Origin of the sequence: Herbaspirillum rhizosphaerae (assembly GCF_046025915.1) — a bacterium.
Taxonomy (GTDB): Bacteria; Pseudomonadota; Gammaproteobacteria; order Burkholderiales; family Burkholderiaceae_D; genus Herbaspirillum; species Herbaspirillum rhizosphaerae_A.
In genome coordinates, this window is sequence record NZ_JAQQFR010000004.1 from 208,072 (window position 1) to 224,938 (window position 16,867).

At 58.0% G+C, this 16,867-nt stretch carries 15 protein-coding genes; 6 read left to right on the forward strand and 9 right to left on the reverse strand.

The window, feature by feature from the left end:
• Positions 1 to 592: 592 nt before the first annotated feature.
• The 3 genes from PQR63_RS07875 to PQR63_RS07885 all read right to left on the reverse strand — a co-directional run bounded on the left by PQR63_RS07875 (position 593) and on the right by PQR63_RS07885 (position 3,902).
• Positions 593 to 1,534, reverse strand: a complete 942-nt coding sequence (locus tag PQR63_RS07875; protein WP_408167119.1) for a PDR/VanB family oxidoreductase — start codon at positions 1,532 to 1,534, stop codon at positions 593 to 595.
• A 111-nt stretch (positions 1,535 to 1,645) separates the two neighbouring features.
• Positions 1,646 to 2,674, reverse strand: a complete 1,029-nt coding sequence (locus tag PQR63_RS07880) for a Rieske 2Fe-2S domain-containing protein (RefSeq protein ID WP_408167121.1) — start codon at positions 2,672 to 2,674, stop codon at positions 1,646 to 1,648.
• A gap of 40 nt (positions 2,675 to 2,714) precedes the next feature.
• Positions 2,715 to 3,902 (reverse strand): ABC transporter substrate-binding protein, encoded by a 1,188-nt coding sequence (locus PQR63_RS07885; RefSeq protein ID WP_408167123.1) that lies wholly within the window; start codon positions 3,900 to 3,902, stop codon positions 2,715 to 2,717.
• 234 nt (positions 3,903 to 4,136) lie between these two features.
• Here PQR63_RS07885 and PQR63_RS07890 point away from each other — a divergent pair, with 234 nt between their 5' ends.
• The gene (locus tag PQR63_RS07890) at positions 4,137 to 5,039 is read left to right on the forward strand and encodes a LysR family transcriptional regulator (RefSeq protein ID WP_408167125.1); all 903 of its coding nucleotides are present in this window, start codon (positions 4,137 to 4,139) and stop codon (positions 5,037 to 5,039) included.
• Positions 5,040 to 5,049: 10 nt separating this feature from the next.
• Here PQR63_RS07890 and PQR63_RS07895 read toward each other — a convergent pair whose 3' ends face one another.
• Positions 5,050 to 5,577, reverse strand: coding sequence for a MarR family winged helix-turn-helix transcriptional regulator (locus PQR63_RS07895; RefSeq protein WP_094562108.1), 528 nt, complete (start codon positions 5,575 to 5,577; stop codon positions 5,050 to 5,052).
• 404 nt (positions 5,578 to 5,981) lie between these two features.
• On the opposite strand from PQR63_RS07895, the gene PQR63_RS07900 reads away from it, so the two are divergent.
• The 3 genes from PQR63_RS07900 (at position 5,982) to PQR63_RS07910 (ending at position 9,367) form a co-directional block, all read left to right on the forward strand.
• Entirely contained in the window at positions 5,982 to 7,040 is a 1,059-nt protein-coding gene (locus PQR63_RS07900) for a Rieske 2Fe-2S domain-containing protein (protein WP_408167127.1), read from the forward strand.
• A 121-nt stretch (positions 7,041 to 7,161) separates the two neighbouring features.
• Positions 7,162 to 8,118, forward strand: coding sequence for a PDR/VanB family oxidoreductase (locus tag PQR63_RS07905; protein WP_408167129.1), 957 nt, complete (start codon positions 7,162 to 7,164; stop codon positions 8,116 to 8,118).
• Positions 8,119 to 8,167: 49 nt separating this feature from the next.
• Complete coding sequence (locus PQR63_RS07910) at positions 8,168 to 9,367, forward strand: ABC transporter substrate-binding protein (protein ID WP_408167132.1); 1,200 nt, start codon at positions 8,168 to 8,170, stop codon at positions 9,365 to 9,367.
• A 71-nt stretch (positions 9,368 to 9,438) separates the two neighbouring features.
• Here PQR63_RS07910 and pcaCD read toward each other — a convergent pair whose 3' ends face one another.
• The 4 genes from pcaCD to pcaH form a co-directional block, all read right to left on the reverse strand.
• The gene (gene pcaCD / locus PQR63_RS07915) at positions 9,439 to 10,701 is read right to left on the reverse strand and encodes a bifunctional 4-carboxymuconolactone decarboxylase/3-oxoadipate enol-lactonase PcaCD (protein WP_408167135.1); all 1,263 of its coding nucleotides are present in this window, start codon (positions 10,699 to 10,701) and stop codon (positions 9,439 to 9,441) included.
• A gap of 57 nt (positions 10,702 to 10,758) precedes the next feature.
• Positions 10,759 to 12,123 (reverse strand): lyase family protein, encoded by a 1,365-nt coding sequence (locus tag PQR63_RS07920; RefSeq protein ID WP_408167137.1) that lies wholly within the window; start codon positions 12,121 to 12,123, stop codon positions 10,759 to 10,761.
• A gap of 86 nt (positions 12,124 to 12,209) precedes the next feature.
• Entirely contained in the window at positions 12,210 to 12,728 is a 519-nt protein-coding gene (locus PQR63_RS07925) for a peptidase associated/transthyretin-like domain-containing protein (protein ID WP_408167138.1), read from the reverse strand.
• A 16-nt stretch (positions 12,729 to 12,744) separates the two neighbouring features.
• A complete protein-coding gene (gene pcaH, locus PQR63_RS07930; protein ID WP_408167139.1) occupies positions 12,745 to 13,437 on the reverse strand; it encodes a protocatechuate 3,4-dioxygenase subunit beta in 693 nt (230 codons plus the stop codon).
• Between the two features lie 240 nt (positions 13,438 to 13,677).
• Here pcaH and PQR63_RS07935 point away from each other — a divergent pair, with 240 nt between their 5' ends.
• Positions 13,678 to 14,472 (forward strand): IclR family transcriptional regulator domain-containing protein, encoded by a 795-nt coding sequence (locus tag PQR63_RS07935; RefSeq protein ID WP_408167140.1) that lies wholly within the window; start codon positions 13,678 to 13,680, stop codon positions 14,470 to 14,472.
• Positions 14,473 to 14,637: 165 nt separating this feature from the next.
• Here the strand turns inward: PQR63_RS07935 and PQR63_RS07940 are convergent, their stop codons facing one another.
• Positions 14,638 to 15,558: a helix-turn-helix domain-containing protein gene (locus PQR63_RS07940; protein WP_408167142.1), complete on the reverse strand. Its 921-nt coding sequence runs from the start codon at positions 15,556 to 15,558 to the stop codon at positions 14,638 to 14,640.
• Positions 15,559 to 15,687: 129 nt separating this feature from the next.
• Here PQR63_RS07940 and PQR63_RS07945 point away from each other — a divergent pair, with 129 nt between their 5' ends.
• Positions 15,688 to 16,854 carry a 4-hydroxybenzoate 3-monooxygenase gene (locus tag PQR63_RS07945; protein ID WP_408167144.1) on the forward strand — a complete coding sequence of 389 codons (1,167 nt, stop codon included), beginning with the start codon at positions 15,688 to 15,690 and terminating at the stop codon, positions 16,852 to 16,854.
• Positions 16,855 to 16,867: the final 13 nt, after the last annotated feature.

A 16,867-nucleotide genomic window follows, 5' to 3' on the forward strand; every position in this document is an offset into this window, starting at 1 on the left:
GCGCTCAGACATTTTTCCCTTCTTAATCCGATTTTCGCCCGCTGACACCGGCTACTCTCAAGCGGACTTCGAGACGGGCTCGCTTCGCCTCGCCTTGACTGGCTCGCCTTCGGCGTTGCGCCTTTAGACGTCGGTGACGCTACAAATTTCAGTTTTACTTTTTAACGCCGTCGTCCCAGCGAACGCTGGGATCCAGTGACGTTTGCGCTCACTCAACCGCCTTCACGACGCTGGGTTCCAACTTTCGTTGGAACGACAAAGCAGAAGAGACTAAAGGAGTTCGCGTAGTCACCGTCCCCTGGCGATGCGAAGCGAGCCAGTTTGGAAGCCCGCTTGAGAGTAGCCGGTGGCGCGGGTACAAATCGGAAAAAGAAGGGAAAAATGTCTGAGCGCAGCGAGTTGTTTTCCCTTCCCGATTTGTGCCTGCTGGCGCCGGGAACCCCCGAAGGGGGCTACGACCCAGCGGTCGCTTTCTTGGCTCACTTTCTTTGGCGAGACAAAGAAAGTGAGTAGCCGCCGGGCTACCCCCGGCAGGGTTGATCGAAGAAAGAAAATCGAAGCTACCTAACAGAGATAGTCGGAACAAAAAACCTCATAAATCCAACACCAACACCCCCGTCCTCGCCCGAGAAACACAAGGCATAAACCACAGATTAGAAGCTTTTTCCTTCTCATTCAAGAACCCATCCCTGTGATCAGGAATCCCCTCGATCACCTTGGTCTGACAAGTCCCGCACACGCCGACTTCACAAGAGCAATCGACCTCAATCCCAGCCTCCTGCAGACAAGCCAAAGCTGTCTTTCCTGAAGCAACCTCGATCTCTTTGCCATCACTCAACCGGACCACAAAAGCCGCATCACCTGCCTCCGCAACAGGTGCGGAAAACGACTCCTTGTGCACCTGCGATGCTCCCAACCTGGCCGTAGCAAGATCAACAACCGTCGCCATGAACGGCCCCGGCCCGCAAGTGTAAGCATGCGCGTCAACCGCAGCATCCGTCAGCGCCGCAGCAATAACAGCGCCCGTCTGGTCAACTGACAGACCAGCATGGATGGATACATGAGTAGCCAGTGACGTTCCGGTCAACTCATCCCGAAACGCAACACTCGCCTCATCGCGCACAAAGTAATGCAGATGAAAGTCGGCACCATCACGCAACAAGGCATATGCCATCGACAACACCGGCGTAATCCCGATCCCACCCGCAAACAACAGATGCGAGCCGGCAGCATCCGCCAATGCAAAAGCATTGCGTGGAGCACTGATCTGCAGTGTGTCGCCTTCCTTCGCTTCGGCATGCAGCCACGCAGAACCTCCGCGCGATTGCGGCTCTTGCTTGACCGCGATGCGATAACGGTCGGGTGAGGGTTGATCGCAGCACAGTGAGTATTGGCGTACCAGCCCATTGCCAAGCGTAACGTCGATGTGTGCACCAGGTTGGTAAGCAGGAAACGCCTTACCGTCGGCAGTATGCAGTTCAAAGATACGGATGGCTGTACCGCTGTTGCGGATGGCGGAGAGGATGACGTTCATGGTGTGAGAGCGTAAGCGACCGCCCCGCAGACAGACACGGTGGCGATGATTAAAAAGGGAGGACGAACGCGCCGCATGCAGCCATACAGCGCGCTCGCAGGAGAGGTACGGTCAGGCCGCCTGTTCGGCCTGTTGACTGAGCATGGCAACGATGCGGCGCGCGCGATTGGCGCCAGCGTCGACGTGGATGTCGATCATCGATGCATTCTCGAACTGGCACATGTTGCGGTATTGCGCCTCGATGATGACGCGGTCTTCTTCGAAGGTGACGGCGGTTTGCTGATAGACCAGTTCCAGGTTGTCCGGTGCATCGGGATGGGATGAGCTGGCCATGGTCCAGAAGTAATGCGAGGTGGTTTCTGTCTCCGGCGTGATGCCGTGGAAACCGCGCATGTGGAAGCCGCCACGGTTTGGATCTTCCAGCGATTCCGTATCGGCATCGACCGCGCCGGTGAAGATGTTGAGATGGGTGACGTGGAAGTCGATTTCCTGCCAGCGGTCGATCTTGCCCTTGAACGGCCAGGCTGCGCTATAGGTCGCAGGCGGTTGCGAAGCTTTCATCCAGCGCACCACGCGCACGTTGTCGCCGTCGCTGGTGACGTTGGTCGGTGCTTCCATGTGTGTCTTGGCATTGCCGCCGATAGTCTTGGTGTGGACGTAACCAACGTGGCTAAGGTCGAGCAAATTATCGTGGATCAGCTGATACGGCGCGTCGTAATGGAATACGCCGCCCTTGTATTTGTAGCGGGGATTGTCGTGTGCAGCGATTTCGGGTGGCTGGCCGACCGGCTGGCTATCTGCGGTCTCACCCAGCCAGAGCCAGATGATTTCGTTGCGTACCGCGACCTTGTAGGCTTTGACGCAAGCCTTGCCGGGGATCTTGACCTGACCGGGAATTTCAATGCACTGGCCGCTGGGAGCATACAGCAGACCGTGATAACCGCAGCGGATACCGCCGTCTTCGAGTGAGCCGCACGACAGCGGCACGCTGCGGTGACAGCAGCGGTCTTCCAGCGCGGCGACTTCGCCCGACTCGGTGCGGAACATGACGACCGGGCGATTAAGCAGGGTGCGGGCCAGAGGCTTGTCCTGAAGCTCCCAGACAAAGCCGGCGACGTACCATTGATTCAGTGGAAACATGATGACTCCTTTCAGTATTGCTGATCAGCTGAGATACAAATTACTTGGCCGGATCCTTGACGTTGTCGTAACGGTCGATTTCGGTCGCGACATATTTGCCGTTCTGTTTGTCGATGCGGCGGATATAGATGGTCTGCACGATGTCGTTGGTCTTTTCATCAATGGCGACAGTGCCGCGCGGGCTGGTCGCGCTGTAGCCTTTGACGGCATTCATGAAGGTCGCCCCGTCGGTGTTGCCGTTGGTCTTGGTGAGCGTTTTGGCGATCAAGGTCATGGCGTCATAGGCGGAGACTGAAAGAAAGTTCGGCTTGAAGCGGCCGCCGACAGTTTGTGAAAACGCTTCCAGGAATTTGGCATTGTCGGCACCCGGGCGCGAGAACGAATAGAAGCCGGCCGTATAGATGCCGAGCATCGAATCGCCACCCATGCTTAAGACATCTTCGTCAGCCCAGCCTTCGCCGCCGAGGAAGCGGATGCCGGCCTTGTCGAGGCCCTTTTCCTTGTACGCCTTGATGAACGACACCATCGGCTGGCCGTTGGGCAGGAACACGTGGATTGCATCCGGCTTCTCGTCCTTGATGCGTTGCAGATAGGCGCTGTAATCGACCGTGGTCAGCGGCACGCGCACCGAGCTGGTCACGGTGCCGCCCAATGCGGTGAAGGTCTTCGTGAACCAGGTGTCGGCATCCAGTCCCGGCGCATAGTCGGAGACGATCGAGAACACGCGGCGAGAGCCGGTTTTATAGGCCCACTCAGCCAGCGGCTTGACCGATTGCGCGATGGTGTAGGAAGTGCGCGTGATGTAGGGCGACTTGGTGGTCACTGCCGACGAGGCGGCGTTCATGACGACCATCGGCTTCTTCGCTTTATCAACCACGGCGGCGACCGCCATCGCGTTGGGCGTGAAGACAAAGCCGGTGATGATGTCGACGTTGTCACGGCTGATCAGTTCGGTGGCCAGACGTTTGGCGACGTCGGCTTGTGGGCCGGTGTCGTCTTTGTAGATGATTTGCAGTTTCTTGCCGGCCACGATGTCGCCATGCAGGCGCAGATAAGTGTCGATGCCGGCTTTCATTTGTTCGCCGCTTTGTGCTGCGACACCGGTCAGCGAGGTAATGACGCCGATGCGGATGGTATTGGTCTGGTCAGCGGCAGCGCTCGTGTTGGAAGTGGCGCTGAATGCCAGGCTCAAGGCAAGGCCGCACAGCGCACGCTTGAATTGTTGCATGTTGAAGTCTCCTGTCGTTGCTTGTAATTGTTTATAGTTGTTATCCCGCATGTCGTTGCATGCGGCGCCCGGCTTATATGTTGAACTTGTGTTCAGGCCGGTTGAGGAGGATCATACCGAAGCGAAATTATTTGAAAATAGAATTTTCTGCATAATATTTATTCGACTTTCGAATAGATGGCGCGTGATGAACGCGAGCACAACGCAAGAAAAAATCGCCAGCATGGAGACCGCATGGCCAACTTCGATATGAACCTCTTGCCGATTGCCCTGGCGATCTTCGAGGAGCGCAGCGTCAGCGCCGCCGCACGCAAGCTCAATATGAGCCAGCCCGCCGTCAGCATCGCGCTGAACAAGCTGCGCACGGCGCTGAGTGATCCTTTGTTCGTGCGTACTTCACACGGCATGGAACCGACACCGCGCGCGGTGACGCTGATCAGTCCGACGCGCGACATCCTGCAGCGCATCCATACCGACGTACTGGCGAGCGAAGTATTCAATCCGGCGACGACCAGCCGCAAGTTCACAATTGCCTTGTCGGATATCGGTGAGATGACCTTCCTGCCGAAGGTGCTGGATCGCTTTCAGCGCGATGCGCCGGGCGCGTCGGTGGCCTCGGTATCGATGACGCCGCTTGAATTGAACGTAGCGCTGGAGAATGGAGAAGTGGATCTGGCGGTGGGATATTTCCCCGATCTGAAGAACCGCAATCTGTTTCAGCAGCGCCTGTTTTCACATGACTTCATCTGCCTGCTGCGGGCCGATCATCCCATTCGTTCGCGCAAGATTTCGATGGAGCAGTTCTTGAAGCTGGGGCATGCGGTGATCAAGGCGGAAGGGCGCAGCCAGGAGCTGTTCGAACAATTGCTGATCAAGAAGAAGATCCAGCGCCGCATCGTGCTGTCGACACCACACTTCATGTCGATTCCTTTTCTGATCGCATCATCCGATCTGGTGGTGACGGTGCCGCGCGCCGTGGGAGCGTCGTTTGCGCAGTTCTCCAACATCCGGCTGGTGGAACCGCCGCTGGAGATCCCGACCTTCGATCTGCGCCAGCACTGGCATCGCAAGTATCACAAGGATGGCGCCAACGTCTGGCTGCGAACAATTCTGGCCGAGATGTTTTCCGGCGATTGACGTAGAGAGGCTATTCGTTATCGCTGACGACAGGTTTGATGCTGGCCAGCGGCGCACGGCTTTCGGTATTGTTGCCGCGCACCAGTTTGTCGAGCAGGTGCATGAACTGCTCCTGCTCGTCCGCTTCCAGCGGTGACAGCAATCGTTTGCGCAGACGCTGCGCTGCCGGGATCAGATCGCTCAGCATTTGCTCGCCGGTTGGTGTGATGTTGAGCGCGCGCTGACGCCGGTTGTGCGGGATGACCTTGCGCACCAGCAAACCTTTTTCTTCCAGCCGGACACAGACGGTCGCGCCGGTCGAGGTATCGATGCCAACCAGTCCGGCCAGCGTCACCTGATCGATGCCGGGATGGTTCGACAGCGTGCGCAGAATCGCATATTGCACCGGTGTAATGTCACCACCCAGCTCATCCAGAAAGATCGATACCGAAATTTGTTGTGCACGCCGCAACAAGTGGCCGGGATGCTCATAGAGATCGATCAGCTGGCTCTCTTGCGCTGGCGTTTGTGCTTGTTGTGTTGTGCTTGGACGAGGCATGGTTGTCGGTTTTGCAAAAGACGAATGATGAAGCTTTGTAGTGTATCCGCTGCGCTGTTGCGCCACGCATTTTTGATGCGATGCGCAATCAAAAATACAAAATAAATTCGAAATTGGGTTTACATCGCTGCGCAGTTGGAGGATACTTTTCTCAAACATTCAGTGTACTGAATATTAAATCGAAGAACAAAGCAGCAGAGACCCGACAGCCCCACAGACAGGCTGCGGAAGAAGAACACGGTAATTAATGCACGCTTTTTTTGTGCCACGTAAGAAGTAAAAAATCGTCGATGTATTGGAGGCAGATTCCGCGCACTGATGCGCCTTCGTCCATGCATTGTCGCGCACCCAGGTTTCACGCATTCGCATCACCGAACAATGGAAGTTCCTGAGGAGGAGAAGACATGTTTCCAAAAAACACCTGGTACGTCGCCTGTACCCCTGACGAAATCGCCGACAAGCCATTGGGCCGTCAAATCTGTGGCGAGAAGATCGTGTTCTATCGCGGCGCCGGAGGCAAGGTCGCGGCAGTCGAAGACTTCTGCCCGCATCGCGGTGCGCCTTTGTCGCTAGGGTTTGTACGCGACGGTCAACTGGTATGCGGCTATCACGGGCTGGAGATGGGTTGCGACGGCAAGGTCATTAGCATGCCGGGTCAACGTGTGCGTGGCTTTCCATGCATCCGCAGCTTCCCGGTGGTGGAGCGTTACGGTTTCATCTGGGTCTGGCCCGGCGAAAAAGAATTGGCCGACCCTGCGCACATCCATCATCTGGAATGGGCCGACAATCCCGAGTGGGCGTATGGCGGCGGCTTGTATCACATCAATTGCGAATACCGCCTGATGATCGACAACCTGATGGATCTGACGCACGAAACCTATGTGCACGCGTCCAGCATCGGTCAGAAAGAAATCGACGAAGCGCCCGTCAACACCAGGACCGAAGGCGACGAAGTCATCACCAGCCGCTTCATGGAAAACATCATGGCGCCGCCGTTCTGGCGCATGGCGCTGCGTAGCAATGGTCTTGCCGACGATGTGCTGGTGGATCGCTGGCAGATCTGCCACTTCACACCGCCGAGCCACGTGATGATCGAAGTCGGCGTGGCGCATGCCGGCAAGGGCGGCTACAACGCCGATCCGAAATACAAGGCGTCCAGCATCGTGGTCGACTTCATCACGCCGGAAACTGAAACCTCGCATTGGTATTTCTGGGGCATGGCGCGCAACTTCAAACCGCAGGACGCAGAACTGACGGCAGCCATCCGCGAGGGTCAGGGCAAGATCTTCGGTGAGGATCGCGACATGCTGGAGATGCAACAACAGAACATTCTCAAGCATCCGGAGCGCAAACTGCTGATGCTCAACATTGATGCCGGCGGCGTGCAGTCGCGCCGCTTGCTCGACAAGTGGATGACAAAGGAGAAAGAACAACCATCCTCCGTCACTGCCGACGCTGCGTGATCCAACGGTTCCATCGAATTGCGGAAGCGACCCGGGCGGTCGCTTCTGTCGTTGCCGTCGTTGCTATTGTTGGAATAGCCACGGCCGCAACCAACATCAAAATGCATTAGCAGAGAACACCATGAGCCAGTTACAAGTCAAAGTCATCAGCAAGACCGCGGAAGCCGAAGACATCGCCAGTTTCGAACTGGCCGGTATCGACGGCAAACCGATGCCTCCCTTCAGCGCCGGCTCGCACATCGACGTGCATATCCGCGACGGCCTGATTCGCCAGTATTCGCTGTGCAATCCGCCGCACGAAAGCCATCGCTATCAGATCGGCGTGCTACGCGATGCCAAATCACGCGGCGGTTCAGTTGCCATGCACGGCGACATCAAGGTCGGCGATGTGCTGACCATCAGCGAACCACGCAATCACTTTCCACTGACGCAGGCCAAACGCACCTTACTGCTGGCCGGCGGCATCGGCGTCACACCCATCCTGTGCATGGCCGAGCGCCTCGCCGCGACCGCTGCGGACTTCGCCATGCACTACTGCGCGCGTTCGCCGGAACGCACGGCTTTCCGCGACCGCATCGCCACCTCGGATTTCGCAGACCGCGTGGTGTATCACTACGACAGCGGTGCCGATGAGCAAAAACTTAAACTGGCCGAGATGATCGCCACCCCGGATACTGACACGCATATTTATGTCTGCGGCCCGGGCGGTTTCATCGATCATGTCGTCAACACGGCAAAGGACAAAGGCTGGCCGTCGGCACAGGTGCATCTGGAATACTTCGGCGCTGTGCCGGTGGAGACCGACGGCGACGCGCCCTTCGATGTCAAGATCGCCAGCAGTGGCCAGGTTTTTACGATTCCAGCTGGCGAGACCGTGATCAAAATCCTTGCTGACAACGGCGTCGATATTCCTGTCTCTTGCGAACAAGGCGTATGCGGCACCTGTCTCACGCGCGTGCTGGATGGTGTGCCGGACCACCGCGACTTGTATCTGACTGATGAAGAACGCGCCGCCAACGATCAGTTCACCCCTTGCTGTTCCCGCGCCAAAAGCACCTTGCTGGTTCTGGATGTCTGACCTGCTGGTTTGTTCGACCCATTTGATAACTAAAAAGAGAGAGACAAAAATGCCCGATACCATCAATACCCAACGCCGCCAGATTTTGCTGGGCGGCACCGCCGCATTGGCAGCCGGCATGTTGCCGTTGTCTGCGTTTGCCGCCGGTTCTTCCGCCGATCCGATCAAGGTCGGCCTGATCGTGCCAATGTCCGGCCCATTCGCTTCGACTGGCCGTCAGATCGAAGCCGCCGTCAAGCTGTACCAGCAAAAGTACGGCGACACCGTGGCCGGCCGCAAAGTGGAAATTCTGCTGAAGGATGACGGCGGCCTTTCACCCGACGTCACCAAGCGCCTCGCGCAAGAACTGGTGGCGCGCGACAAGGTGCAGGTCCTGGCCGGCTTCGGCCTGACACCGCTGGCGCTGGCGGCTGCCCCCATTGCTACACAGGCCAAGGTGCCGATGATTGTCACTGCAGCGGCGACTTCCATCATCCCGCAGCGCTCACCGTACATCGTGCGCACCGGCTTCACGCTGCCGCAGGTAACGGCGCCGCTGGCAAGCTGGGCCGCGAAGAACAAGATCAAAAGCGTCGTGACTTTTGTCAGTGACTACGGTCCCGGCATCGATGCTGAAAAAGTCTTCGTCAAGACCTTTACCGATGCCGGCGGCAAAGTTCTCGAAAGCTTGCGCGCACCATTGCGCAATCCCGACTACGCCCCTTTCCTGCAACGCGTGAAAGACGCCAAGCCGGAAGCGCTGTTCGTCTTCGTGCCGTCGGGTGAAGGTGCGGCTGTCCTGAAACAATTTACCGAACGCGGTTTGGCCGCTGCCGGTATTCGCCTCATCTGCACCGGCGACGTCCTCGACGACGACCTGATGGCCAGCATCGGCACCGCCTCCAGCGGCGTGGTCAGCAGCCACCACTACTCGGCCGCACATCCATCTCCGCTGAACAAGGAATATGTCGACGGCATCGCCAAAGCCAACAAGGGCATGCGTGCCAACTTCCACTCGGTCGGTGGCTACGATGGCATGCACCTGCTGTATGAAGCGCTCAAGAAAACCAATGGCGACACCGACGGCGAAAAGTTGCTGGCGGCAATGAAAGGCATGAGCTGGGAAAGCGTGCGCGGCCCGGTAACGCTCGACGCTGCAACACGCGACATGGTGCAAAACGTCTATATCCGCAAAGCCGAACAGCGTGGCAATGAGTACTACAACGTTGAATTCGACAAGGTCGAGAACTTCAAGGATCCCGGCGTCTGATCATCCTGCATCTCAAAAAAAAGCCTGGTTCGTGTCATGCGAACCAGGCTTTTTTAATCACGAACAGAGATCTACAAGGTCTGAATAAAATCCGTCACCAACTCCGCAAACGCCCGCGGCTGTTCAACCGCACTCACATGCGAAGCATCCTTGATCACCGCTAACTTGGCGCCGCGAATGCCGCTGACCAAGGTTTCCGACATCGACAGCGGCGTACCCTGATCCAGCTCGCCGGCGATGACCAGCGTCGGCGCATTGATCTCACCCAGACGTGCTGTCGTATCGACTGTGCCGACGGCATTGCAGCAGCCGACATAACCGGCGGCGTCGGTGCTGGTCAGACGTTCACGGAAACGCGCCACGGTAGACGCGTTCTCCGCGCGGAAACGATCGTGGAAATAGCGCCCCATGACCGCATCGGCAATGGTTTCGATACCCTGTTCGCGTACGGTGGAGATGCGTTGTTGCCAGGCCAGTTGTGCGGCTTCCGGATAGCTCGATGTCGTGTTGGCCAGCACCAGGGCGCGCACCAATGAGGGATGGCGCAAAGCCAGTTCCTGACCAACCATGCCGCCCATGGACAGACCGATCCAGATCACAGGGCCGGTATCGAGGTCGCGCAACATCTGTGCGGCGTCGTCGGCCAGTTCAGCCATGCTGTAAAGACCGTCTGCCTTTTCCGAACTGCCGTGGCCGCGATGATCGTAAGCAATCACTTTGCAGTCGGCGGACAGCTGATTGGCCAGCGCATCCCACATCATCAGGTCGCAGCCGATGGCGTGGCTGAGCACGATGGTGTGGCGTGGCGCCTTGCCGTTGCGCGGTGTGCGCACGCTGTAGTGCAGCGACGGCGAACCGCTGCTGCGGCCTTCCTTGCCGATACCAGAATGGAAGGTGTCGGCCGGCTTCATCGGCGCCACCGTGTAACCAATCTGTTCGCCGACTTCGCGCAGGATCTGTTGCGCATGCGTGAATGCGGTGTTGCCTGCAGGGACGCCGGCGTAGATCGCTGACTGGATCAAGACTTCCTTCATCTCATCGGGCGTCAGGCGCGTGGCGGGATCTCCCAGTAGGCCGGCACGCACGTGCAGCTCGAACTCTTCCCAGCGTCCCAGCGCGATGGTGATCGCCAGCACGATGATGCGGCGGGTCTTGTGATCAAGACCGGGACGGCCCCAGATTTCGTTCCAGGCGAAGCGCGTGATCAGGTTTTGAAATTCGGCGTTGAAATTGGTGGCGTTGCTCACCGACCGGTCTACCCAGGCATCGCCAAGGACGCTGCGGCGATTGCGCATGCCGCGTTCAAAATCGTGGTCGAGGGGATCGTAGCTCATGGTTGTCTCTCGTTATGTGGTTATCTCGTGATGGAAATGGGATGGAAGGATGCCCAACTAGCGACTGTCTTGCTGCAACGACTTCAGTTGACGTTCTGCCAGCGCACGTGCAGCACCCGTCGCCTGCACCGGATCGAAGAGATCCTGAATCTTGCTGATATCGATCTGCTTGCTCAGTTGAGGATCTTCCTTGATCGCGACGGTCAGCGCATCGGCGAGATGGCCTTGCGTCTCGACAACGCGTTGCGTCAATTTCTCCAGCAGCGCGTGCGCATTCGGGCGGCCGATGGCGCTTGCCAGATAGATGGACGCCGCTTCGGCAAACACCAGGCCTTGCAGCGCATCGATATTGCGGCGCATGCGGCGCGTGTCGACGATGAGTCCGGCGAAGGCTTCATTGAGCGCCTTGATCGCGCCATGCGCGCCGAGAAACAAGGCCGGCCATTCCGCGAGTTCCGCCTGCCAGTTGCCGAGGCCGCGTTCGTGCTGCTGTCCCATCGCGGCGAGCAAGGCGGCGGCGTGTTGCGGTGCGCGGTTGGCCGCTGCCAGGGCGATCATGGATGACACTGGATTGCGCTTGTGCGGCATTGCCGATGAACCACCGCGGCCGTTGCCGGAGGGTTCGGCCAGCTCGGCGATTTCACCTTGGGCCATCAGGCTGAGGTCGGTTGCCATTTTGCCGAGACTGCCGGTCAACACGGCCACTTCCATGCCCAGCCGCATCCATTCGTCACGCTGTGTGTGCCATGCGGCATCGGCGACTTTCAATTGCAAGGCATCGGCCATGCGTTGTGCGACTGCAGGACCTTTGTCGCCGAGTACGGCAAGCGTGCCGACGGCGCCGCCCAGTTGCAACTGCAAGGCCCGTGCGGATTGTTCACGCAGCTGTTCGCGCGCGCGCATCAATGGCGCTGCCCAGCCAACCAGCTTGAAGCCGAAGCTGGTGACCTGCGCCGGTTGCATCAGCGTGCGTGCCAACACCGGTGTGGACAGATGCTGGTCTGCGAGTTTCAGTAATTGTGCGGTCAGCTCACCGAGGCCGTCGTCGATCAGCTTCAGCGCTTCGCGCGTGGCCAGCACCATGGCGGTGTCAAGCACGTCCTGACTGGTGCTGCCCCAGTGCACATGCGTGGCCGACTCCTGATTGGTGAGCGCGACGGCCTTGGTCAATTCCTTGACCAGTGGAATCGCCAGCGCGCCGGCGCGGCGACCGGCCTGGATGATCGCGGGGATATCGTAAAGCTGCGCATTGCAAACGCTCGCGATCGTACGTGCAGCGGCTTCGGGAATGACACCCTCGGCGGCCTCCGCATTGGCCAGCGCTTCTTCAAAGTCAAACATCGCCTGCACGATGGACGTATCGTCGAAGACCTTGATCATCTCCGGCGTGGTCAAAAAACTGTCGAATATGGAAACGCTCACATGGGCTCCGTTGTAATCGGTAAAACGCACACGGGACTCGGTGGAGGGTATCCACGAGTCCCTGTTCTTTCAGGATAAATCAGTTTTCAGACGTAATCGAAAAATGCCGTTTCCTGTGCGCCCTGCATATTGATGTTCCACAGATAGGAACCGTCCGCCTGCTTCTTCGCAATCAAGGTAGTACGGCGTTGCTGCGGTACTTGGTTAAGTATGTCCGACTGCGCCAATCCCGCATCGTCTTCCAGGAAGACGGCAGTGAACTGATGCTTGGTCAGGCCGCGTGCAAACACGGTGACATACGCGACAGGCTTGCCGGCGGTGGCGGCCTGAGGCAAGGTGATCTGCAGGCTGAAGCCGCCTTCGTCATTGCTCGGCACGCGACGGTAACCTGGGATGGCATGTGCGGTTTCCACCGGTGCGCTGTCCGGCATCCATGTCTCGATCCACGCATCATTGATCGCCACGCCGTCGCCATCAAAGATCGCGCCCTTGACGACGATCTTCGGTGCGCTGCTTTCCACGTTGGCGGTCATGTCGACGGCCCAGCGCCAGGCTTCATGCGGAAACGGGCCGATGGTTTGTGAGGTTGTGATTTTGCTTGTCATCGTATTCTCCAATTCCTCAGGTTTCCATCGGCGTGGCGTTACGTCCACGCAGCACGATGTCGAATTCATAGCCGAGCATCTTGTCGTCGACGGTTTCATCCAGGCTGAAGCGCGAGATCAGACGTTGGCGTGCAGCCTCGTCCGGAATGCTTTGGAAAATCGGGTCGTATTCAAACAGCGGATCGCTGGGGAAATACATCTGCGTCACCAGGCGCTGCGCATACACGTTGCCGAACATCGAGAAGTGGATGTGCGCCGGACGCCATGCCTTGTGATGGTTGCCCCACGGATAAGGGCCCGGTTTGATCGTGACGAAACGATAGCGGCCGTTGTCGTCGGTCAGCATCTTGCCGAAACCGGTGAAGTTGGGATCCAGCGGCGCATCGTGCTGATCGCGCTTGTGCCAGTAGCGGCCTGCGGAATTGCATTGCCACACTTCCAGCAGTGAATTGCGCACCGGCTTGCCGTCTTCATCGAGCACGCGGCCGGTAACGACGATCTTCTCGCCCAGCGGTTCGCCCTTGCCTTGTGCGGTCATATCCATATCGTGCGGCAGGATCAGCTTGGGCGAGGCAAACAGATTGGTCGTGGTCGCAGCGGCAGCGTTGATACGCAACGGCGCCTGCGTCGGACCGCGTTTGACGGTGGATTTATAGGGAGGGTAAATCAGCTCCGGATAAACGCCGGATTCGACTGCGTCGAAGTTCATGGGGTCTCCTTGAAAAGGGTCGATAGCACACGATTCACGCCGCGATGCATGCTGGCGCGATAGGTAATTCGCCCGTGTCGACAGGGTCTTGCCGTGCGAATAACGTATCGTGTTGTTTTGTTCTGATCGGATCTTAGGCAAGGAACCGTGCTGCCACAAGGGAGGTTGTTGCCGTTCCATTCGATATTCGCCCTATTTGTGCGAGAATCGCACAAATAGACGACTTTATGCAGATTCGCCATGACTGAGCCACAAAACGCCGCCGATACCGAAATTGCCGCGCCGCACAAACGCGACCTCATCGCCGGTCTGGAAAAAGGCCTGCAGGTGATCGAGGCTTTTGATCAGGAACGTTCACGCCTGACCATCGCCGAAGTTGCTCAGCGCACCGGTCTCACACGTGCTGCTGCGCGCCGCTATCTGATCACGCTGGCGCATCTGGGTTATGTGCGGCATGAGCAAAAATTGTTTTCCCTGACGCCGATGATTTTGCGGCTCGGCCAGTCCTACCTGCACTCGGCCAGATTGCCGCGCATCGTGCAGCCGTTGTTGTATCGCCTGGCCTATTCGCTGGAAGAAGCCGCCTCCGCCGGCGTGCTCGACCATGATCAGCTGGTCTGTGTGGCCGCCGTCAGCGCCGGCCGGCTGGTGTCGACCACCTTGCAACCTGGGACGCGGGTACCGGCCTTCTGCACCGCCAACGGTCGCGTGTTATTGGCGCATCTACCGCAGGCGCAGATGGAGCATTTCCTTGAGCGCTTGCAGCCGGAACAGATCACCGCGCATACCATCGTCAACAAGGATCGTCTGGCACTGGAGATAGCACGCACGCGCGAGCAGGGATATGCATTGGTGGATCAGGAGCTGGAGCTTGGGCTGCGAACCATGGCGGTGCCGATTCGCAATTTTCGGGGTGAGGTGGTCGCGGCCATGAACATCAGTGTGCATGCTGCGCGCATGAAGCTGGAGGAGATGGTGGAGAGGTGTTTGCCGGCGATGTTGAAGATTCAGGTGGAGTTGGGGGCGTTGCTTTAGGTGTGCTGTTCCGATTTTGCTTATGTCGGTAGCTTAGATTGTTCTTTCTTCGATCAACCTTGCCGGGCTACCCCCGGCGAAGGGTTGATCGAAGAGATAGGTGTTTCAATTCCAGAAGAACTTCGTCGGAACAAAACACAGCAAGCCACAGCAACAAAACATCTCTCACCCCTTCAAACTCTCACTACGAAACTCCTTCGGCGACATCCCCACATGCCGCTTGAACAAACGGCTGAAATAAGCCGGATCCTGAAACCCCAACTCATAAGCAATCGTCGCCACGCTGGACGGCACATACGTCAGCTTGCGGCAAGCCTCCAGCATCAGTCTGTGCTGCGTCATATCAAACGCCGACTGCCCCGCCAGCTTCAGGCACAAGCGATTCAGGCGGCTCGGCGTCACATGCAACTGATCTGCATACGTCCCCACCAGCCATTGCTCCTTGTAATGCGCCTCCACCAGCGTACGGAAGCGGCTGAACAATTCAAAGTCGTTGCGCCCCGACAGATCCGCCGAGCGATGATCCGCCTCCAGCCGCACCAGCAACAGCAGCACGCTGCGCGCCAGCCATTCCAGCATCAGCGTGTGGCCGAACAGCGGCCATGCCGACTCGGCGATGAGATTGCGCAGGATAGCGTCGAGACGTTCGCGGATTTCCGGAGCGCCCGAGAGATCGATCGCCAGCGGTTGCAAGAACAGCGCGGAAAAGATGTCGCTGTGCAAGCCCGCATCCTTGCTCTCGCCGACTGAAAACACCACATTCTGGTCCACCGTCAGCACAAAGCCGACCGCTTCTTCCGAGAAGTCGAAACCGTGTTCAACCGACGGATGCAAAGTAATGACGACTGGGCCATCGCGTTCCCAGACCTCATCCTCGACCTCGGCGCGCACATGGCCGGACATTAAAAAAAGTACCTGAAAAAGACCACGATGTGTATGCCGTTCGATATGCCAGTCGTGGATGCGGCTGCGCGTCTCGATCAACTCGATGTGCACAAACTCCGCACCTTCGCTGCGCACAGCCTCGCCGTACAGAGAGAATTGCGGGACTTCACTTGCTCGTGTTGCCGGCTTTCTGGTTGCCATACGGATACCGTCGTCAGAATTGTGAGTGTCAAAATAGTACAAGTAATTTCAGAATTCATCCATTCTTTCCCGGCGCATCGCGGACTACGATGCAGGCATATAAAAAATTATTACTTACGGAGATATGCCATGCGCACCCAAGTCGCCATCATCGGCGCCGGTCCGGCCGGTTTGCTGTTGTCCCATTTATTGCATCTGCAAGGTATCGAGTCCGTCGTGGTGGAAAGCCGCAGCCGCGCCGATATCGAAGCGACGATTCGCGCCGGCGTGCTGGAGCAGGGCACCATGGATATCCTGACCCAATCCGGCGTCGGCGAACGCATGCGCAAGGAAGGTGCTTTGCATCACGGCATCGAGCTGGCTTTCGGTGGCCGCCGTCATCGCATCGATCTGACCGAACTGACCGGCAGCGCCATTACCGTCTATGCGCAACACGAAGTCATCAAGGATCTGGTCGCGGCGCGTCTGGCGGCACAAGGTCAACTACTCTTCGAAGTCAGCGACGTCGTGCTGAAGGATGTGCAGAGCGAGACGCCATCGGTCAGCTTCATGCATGGCGGACAGCCGCAGCAATTGCAGGCCGATTTCGTGATTGGCTGCGATGGCTTTCATGGCGTGTCGCGTCCGCAGATTCCGGAAGGCGTGCGCCAGGATTATCAGCGCATCTATCCATTTGGCTGGTTCGGTATCCTGGTGGAATCGGCGCCCTCGTCGGATGAACTGATCTATGCACAACACGAGCGCGGCTTTGCCTTGGTCAGCACACGCTCGCCGACGGTGCAGCGCCTGTACTTTCAATGCGATCCGAAAGACGACGTCAACAACTGGTCCGACGACCGTATCTGGAGCGAGTTGCATACCCGTCTGGAAAGCAGCGACGGCTGGCGTCTCAAGGAAGGAAAGATTTTTCAGAAAGGCATCATTGGCATGCGCAGCTTCGTGTCGACGCCGATGCAGTACGGCCGCCTTTTTCTGGCAGGCGATGCGGCGCATATCGTGCCGCCGACCGGCGCCAAGGGCATGAACCTGGCCGTCGGCGATGTGAAGGTACTGTCGCGCGCGCTGGATGATTTCTACAAGAAGGGCAACAGCGACCAGCTCAACGTCTATACGGAAACAGCACTCAAGCGCATCTGGCGCGCAGAGTATTTCTCTTGGTGGATGACCAGCATGTTGCACACCTTTGACGATGCCTCGCCGTTCCAGCAACAGATCCAGCGCGCCGAACTGGAGAACGTGGTCAATTCACGCGCTCTGTCCACCGCATTGGCAGAAAACTACGTCGGCGCGTTTTAAAAAAAAAGGCGCA

What these genes read in the sequence shown, in the direction of transcription:
- PQR63_RS07905 (WP_408167129.1), top strand. Translation starts at nt 7,162, where the DNA reads ATGAGCCAGTTACAAGTCAAAGTCATCAGCAAGACCGCGGAAGCCGAA.
- PQR63_RS07900 (WP_408167127.1), top strand. Translation starts at nt 5,982, where the DNA reads ATGTTTCCAAAAAACACCTGGTACGTCGCCTGTACCCCTGACGAAATC.
- PQR63_RS07895 (WP_094562108.1), bottom strand. Translation starts at nt 5,577, where the DNA reads ATGCCTCGTCCAAGCACAACACAACAAGCACAAACGCCAGCGCAAGAG.
- pcaCD (WP_408167135.1), bottom strand. Translation starts at nt 10,701, where the DNA reads ATGAGCTACGATCCCCTCGACCACGATTTTGAACGCGGCATGCGCAAT.
- PQR63_RS07940 (WP_408167142.1), bottom strand. Translation starts at nt 15,558, where the DNA reads ATGGCAACCAGAAAGCCGGCAACACGAGCAAGTGAAGTCCCGCAATTC.
- PQR63_RS07935 (WP_408167140.1), top strand. Translation starts at nt 13,678, where the DNA reads ATGACTGAGCCACAAAACGCCGCCGATACCGAAATTGCCGCGCCGCAC.
- PQR63_RS07910 (WP_408167132.1), top strand. Translation starts at nt 8,168, where the DNA reads ATGCCCGATACCATCAATACCCAACGCCGCCAGATTTTGCTGGGCGGC.
- PQR63_RS07885 (WP_408167123.1), bottom strand. Translation starts at nt 3,902, where the DNA reads ATGCAACAATTCAAGCGTGCGCTGTGCGGCCTTGCCTTGAGCCTGGCA.
- PQR63_RS07925 (WP_408167138.1), bottom strand. Translation starts at nt 12,728, where the DNA reads ATGACAAGCAAAATCACAACCTCACAAACCATCGGCCCGTTTCCGCAT.
- pcaH (WP_408167139.1), bottom strand. Translation starts at nt 13,437, where the DNA reads ATGAACTTCGACGCAGTCGAATCCGGCGTTTATCCGGAGCTGATTTAC.
- PQR63_RS07890 (WP_408167125.1), top strand. Translation starts at nt 4,137, where the DNA reads ATGGCCAACTTCGATATGAACCTCTTGCCGATTGCCCTGGCGATCTTC.
- PQR63_RS07945 (WP_408167144.1), top strand. Translation starts at nt 15,688, where the DNA reads ATGCGCACCCAAGTCGCCATCATCGGCGCCGGTCCGGCCGGTTTGCTG.
- PQR63_RS07880 (WP_408167121.1), bottom strand. Translation starts at nt 2,674, where the DNA reads ATGTTTCCACTGAATCAATGGTACGTCGCCGGCTTTGTCTGGGAGCTT.
- PQR63_RS07875 (WP_408167119.1), bottom strand. Translation starts at nt 1,534, where the DNA reads ATGAACGTCATCCTCTCCGCCATCCGCAACAGCGGTACAGCCATCCGT.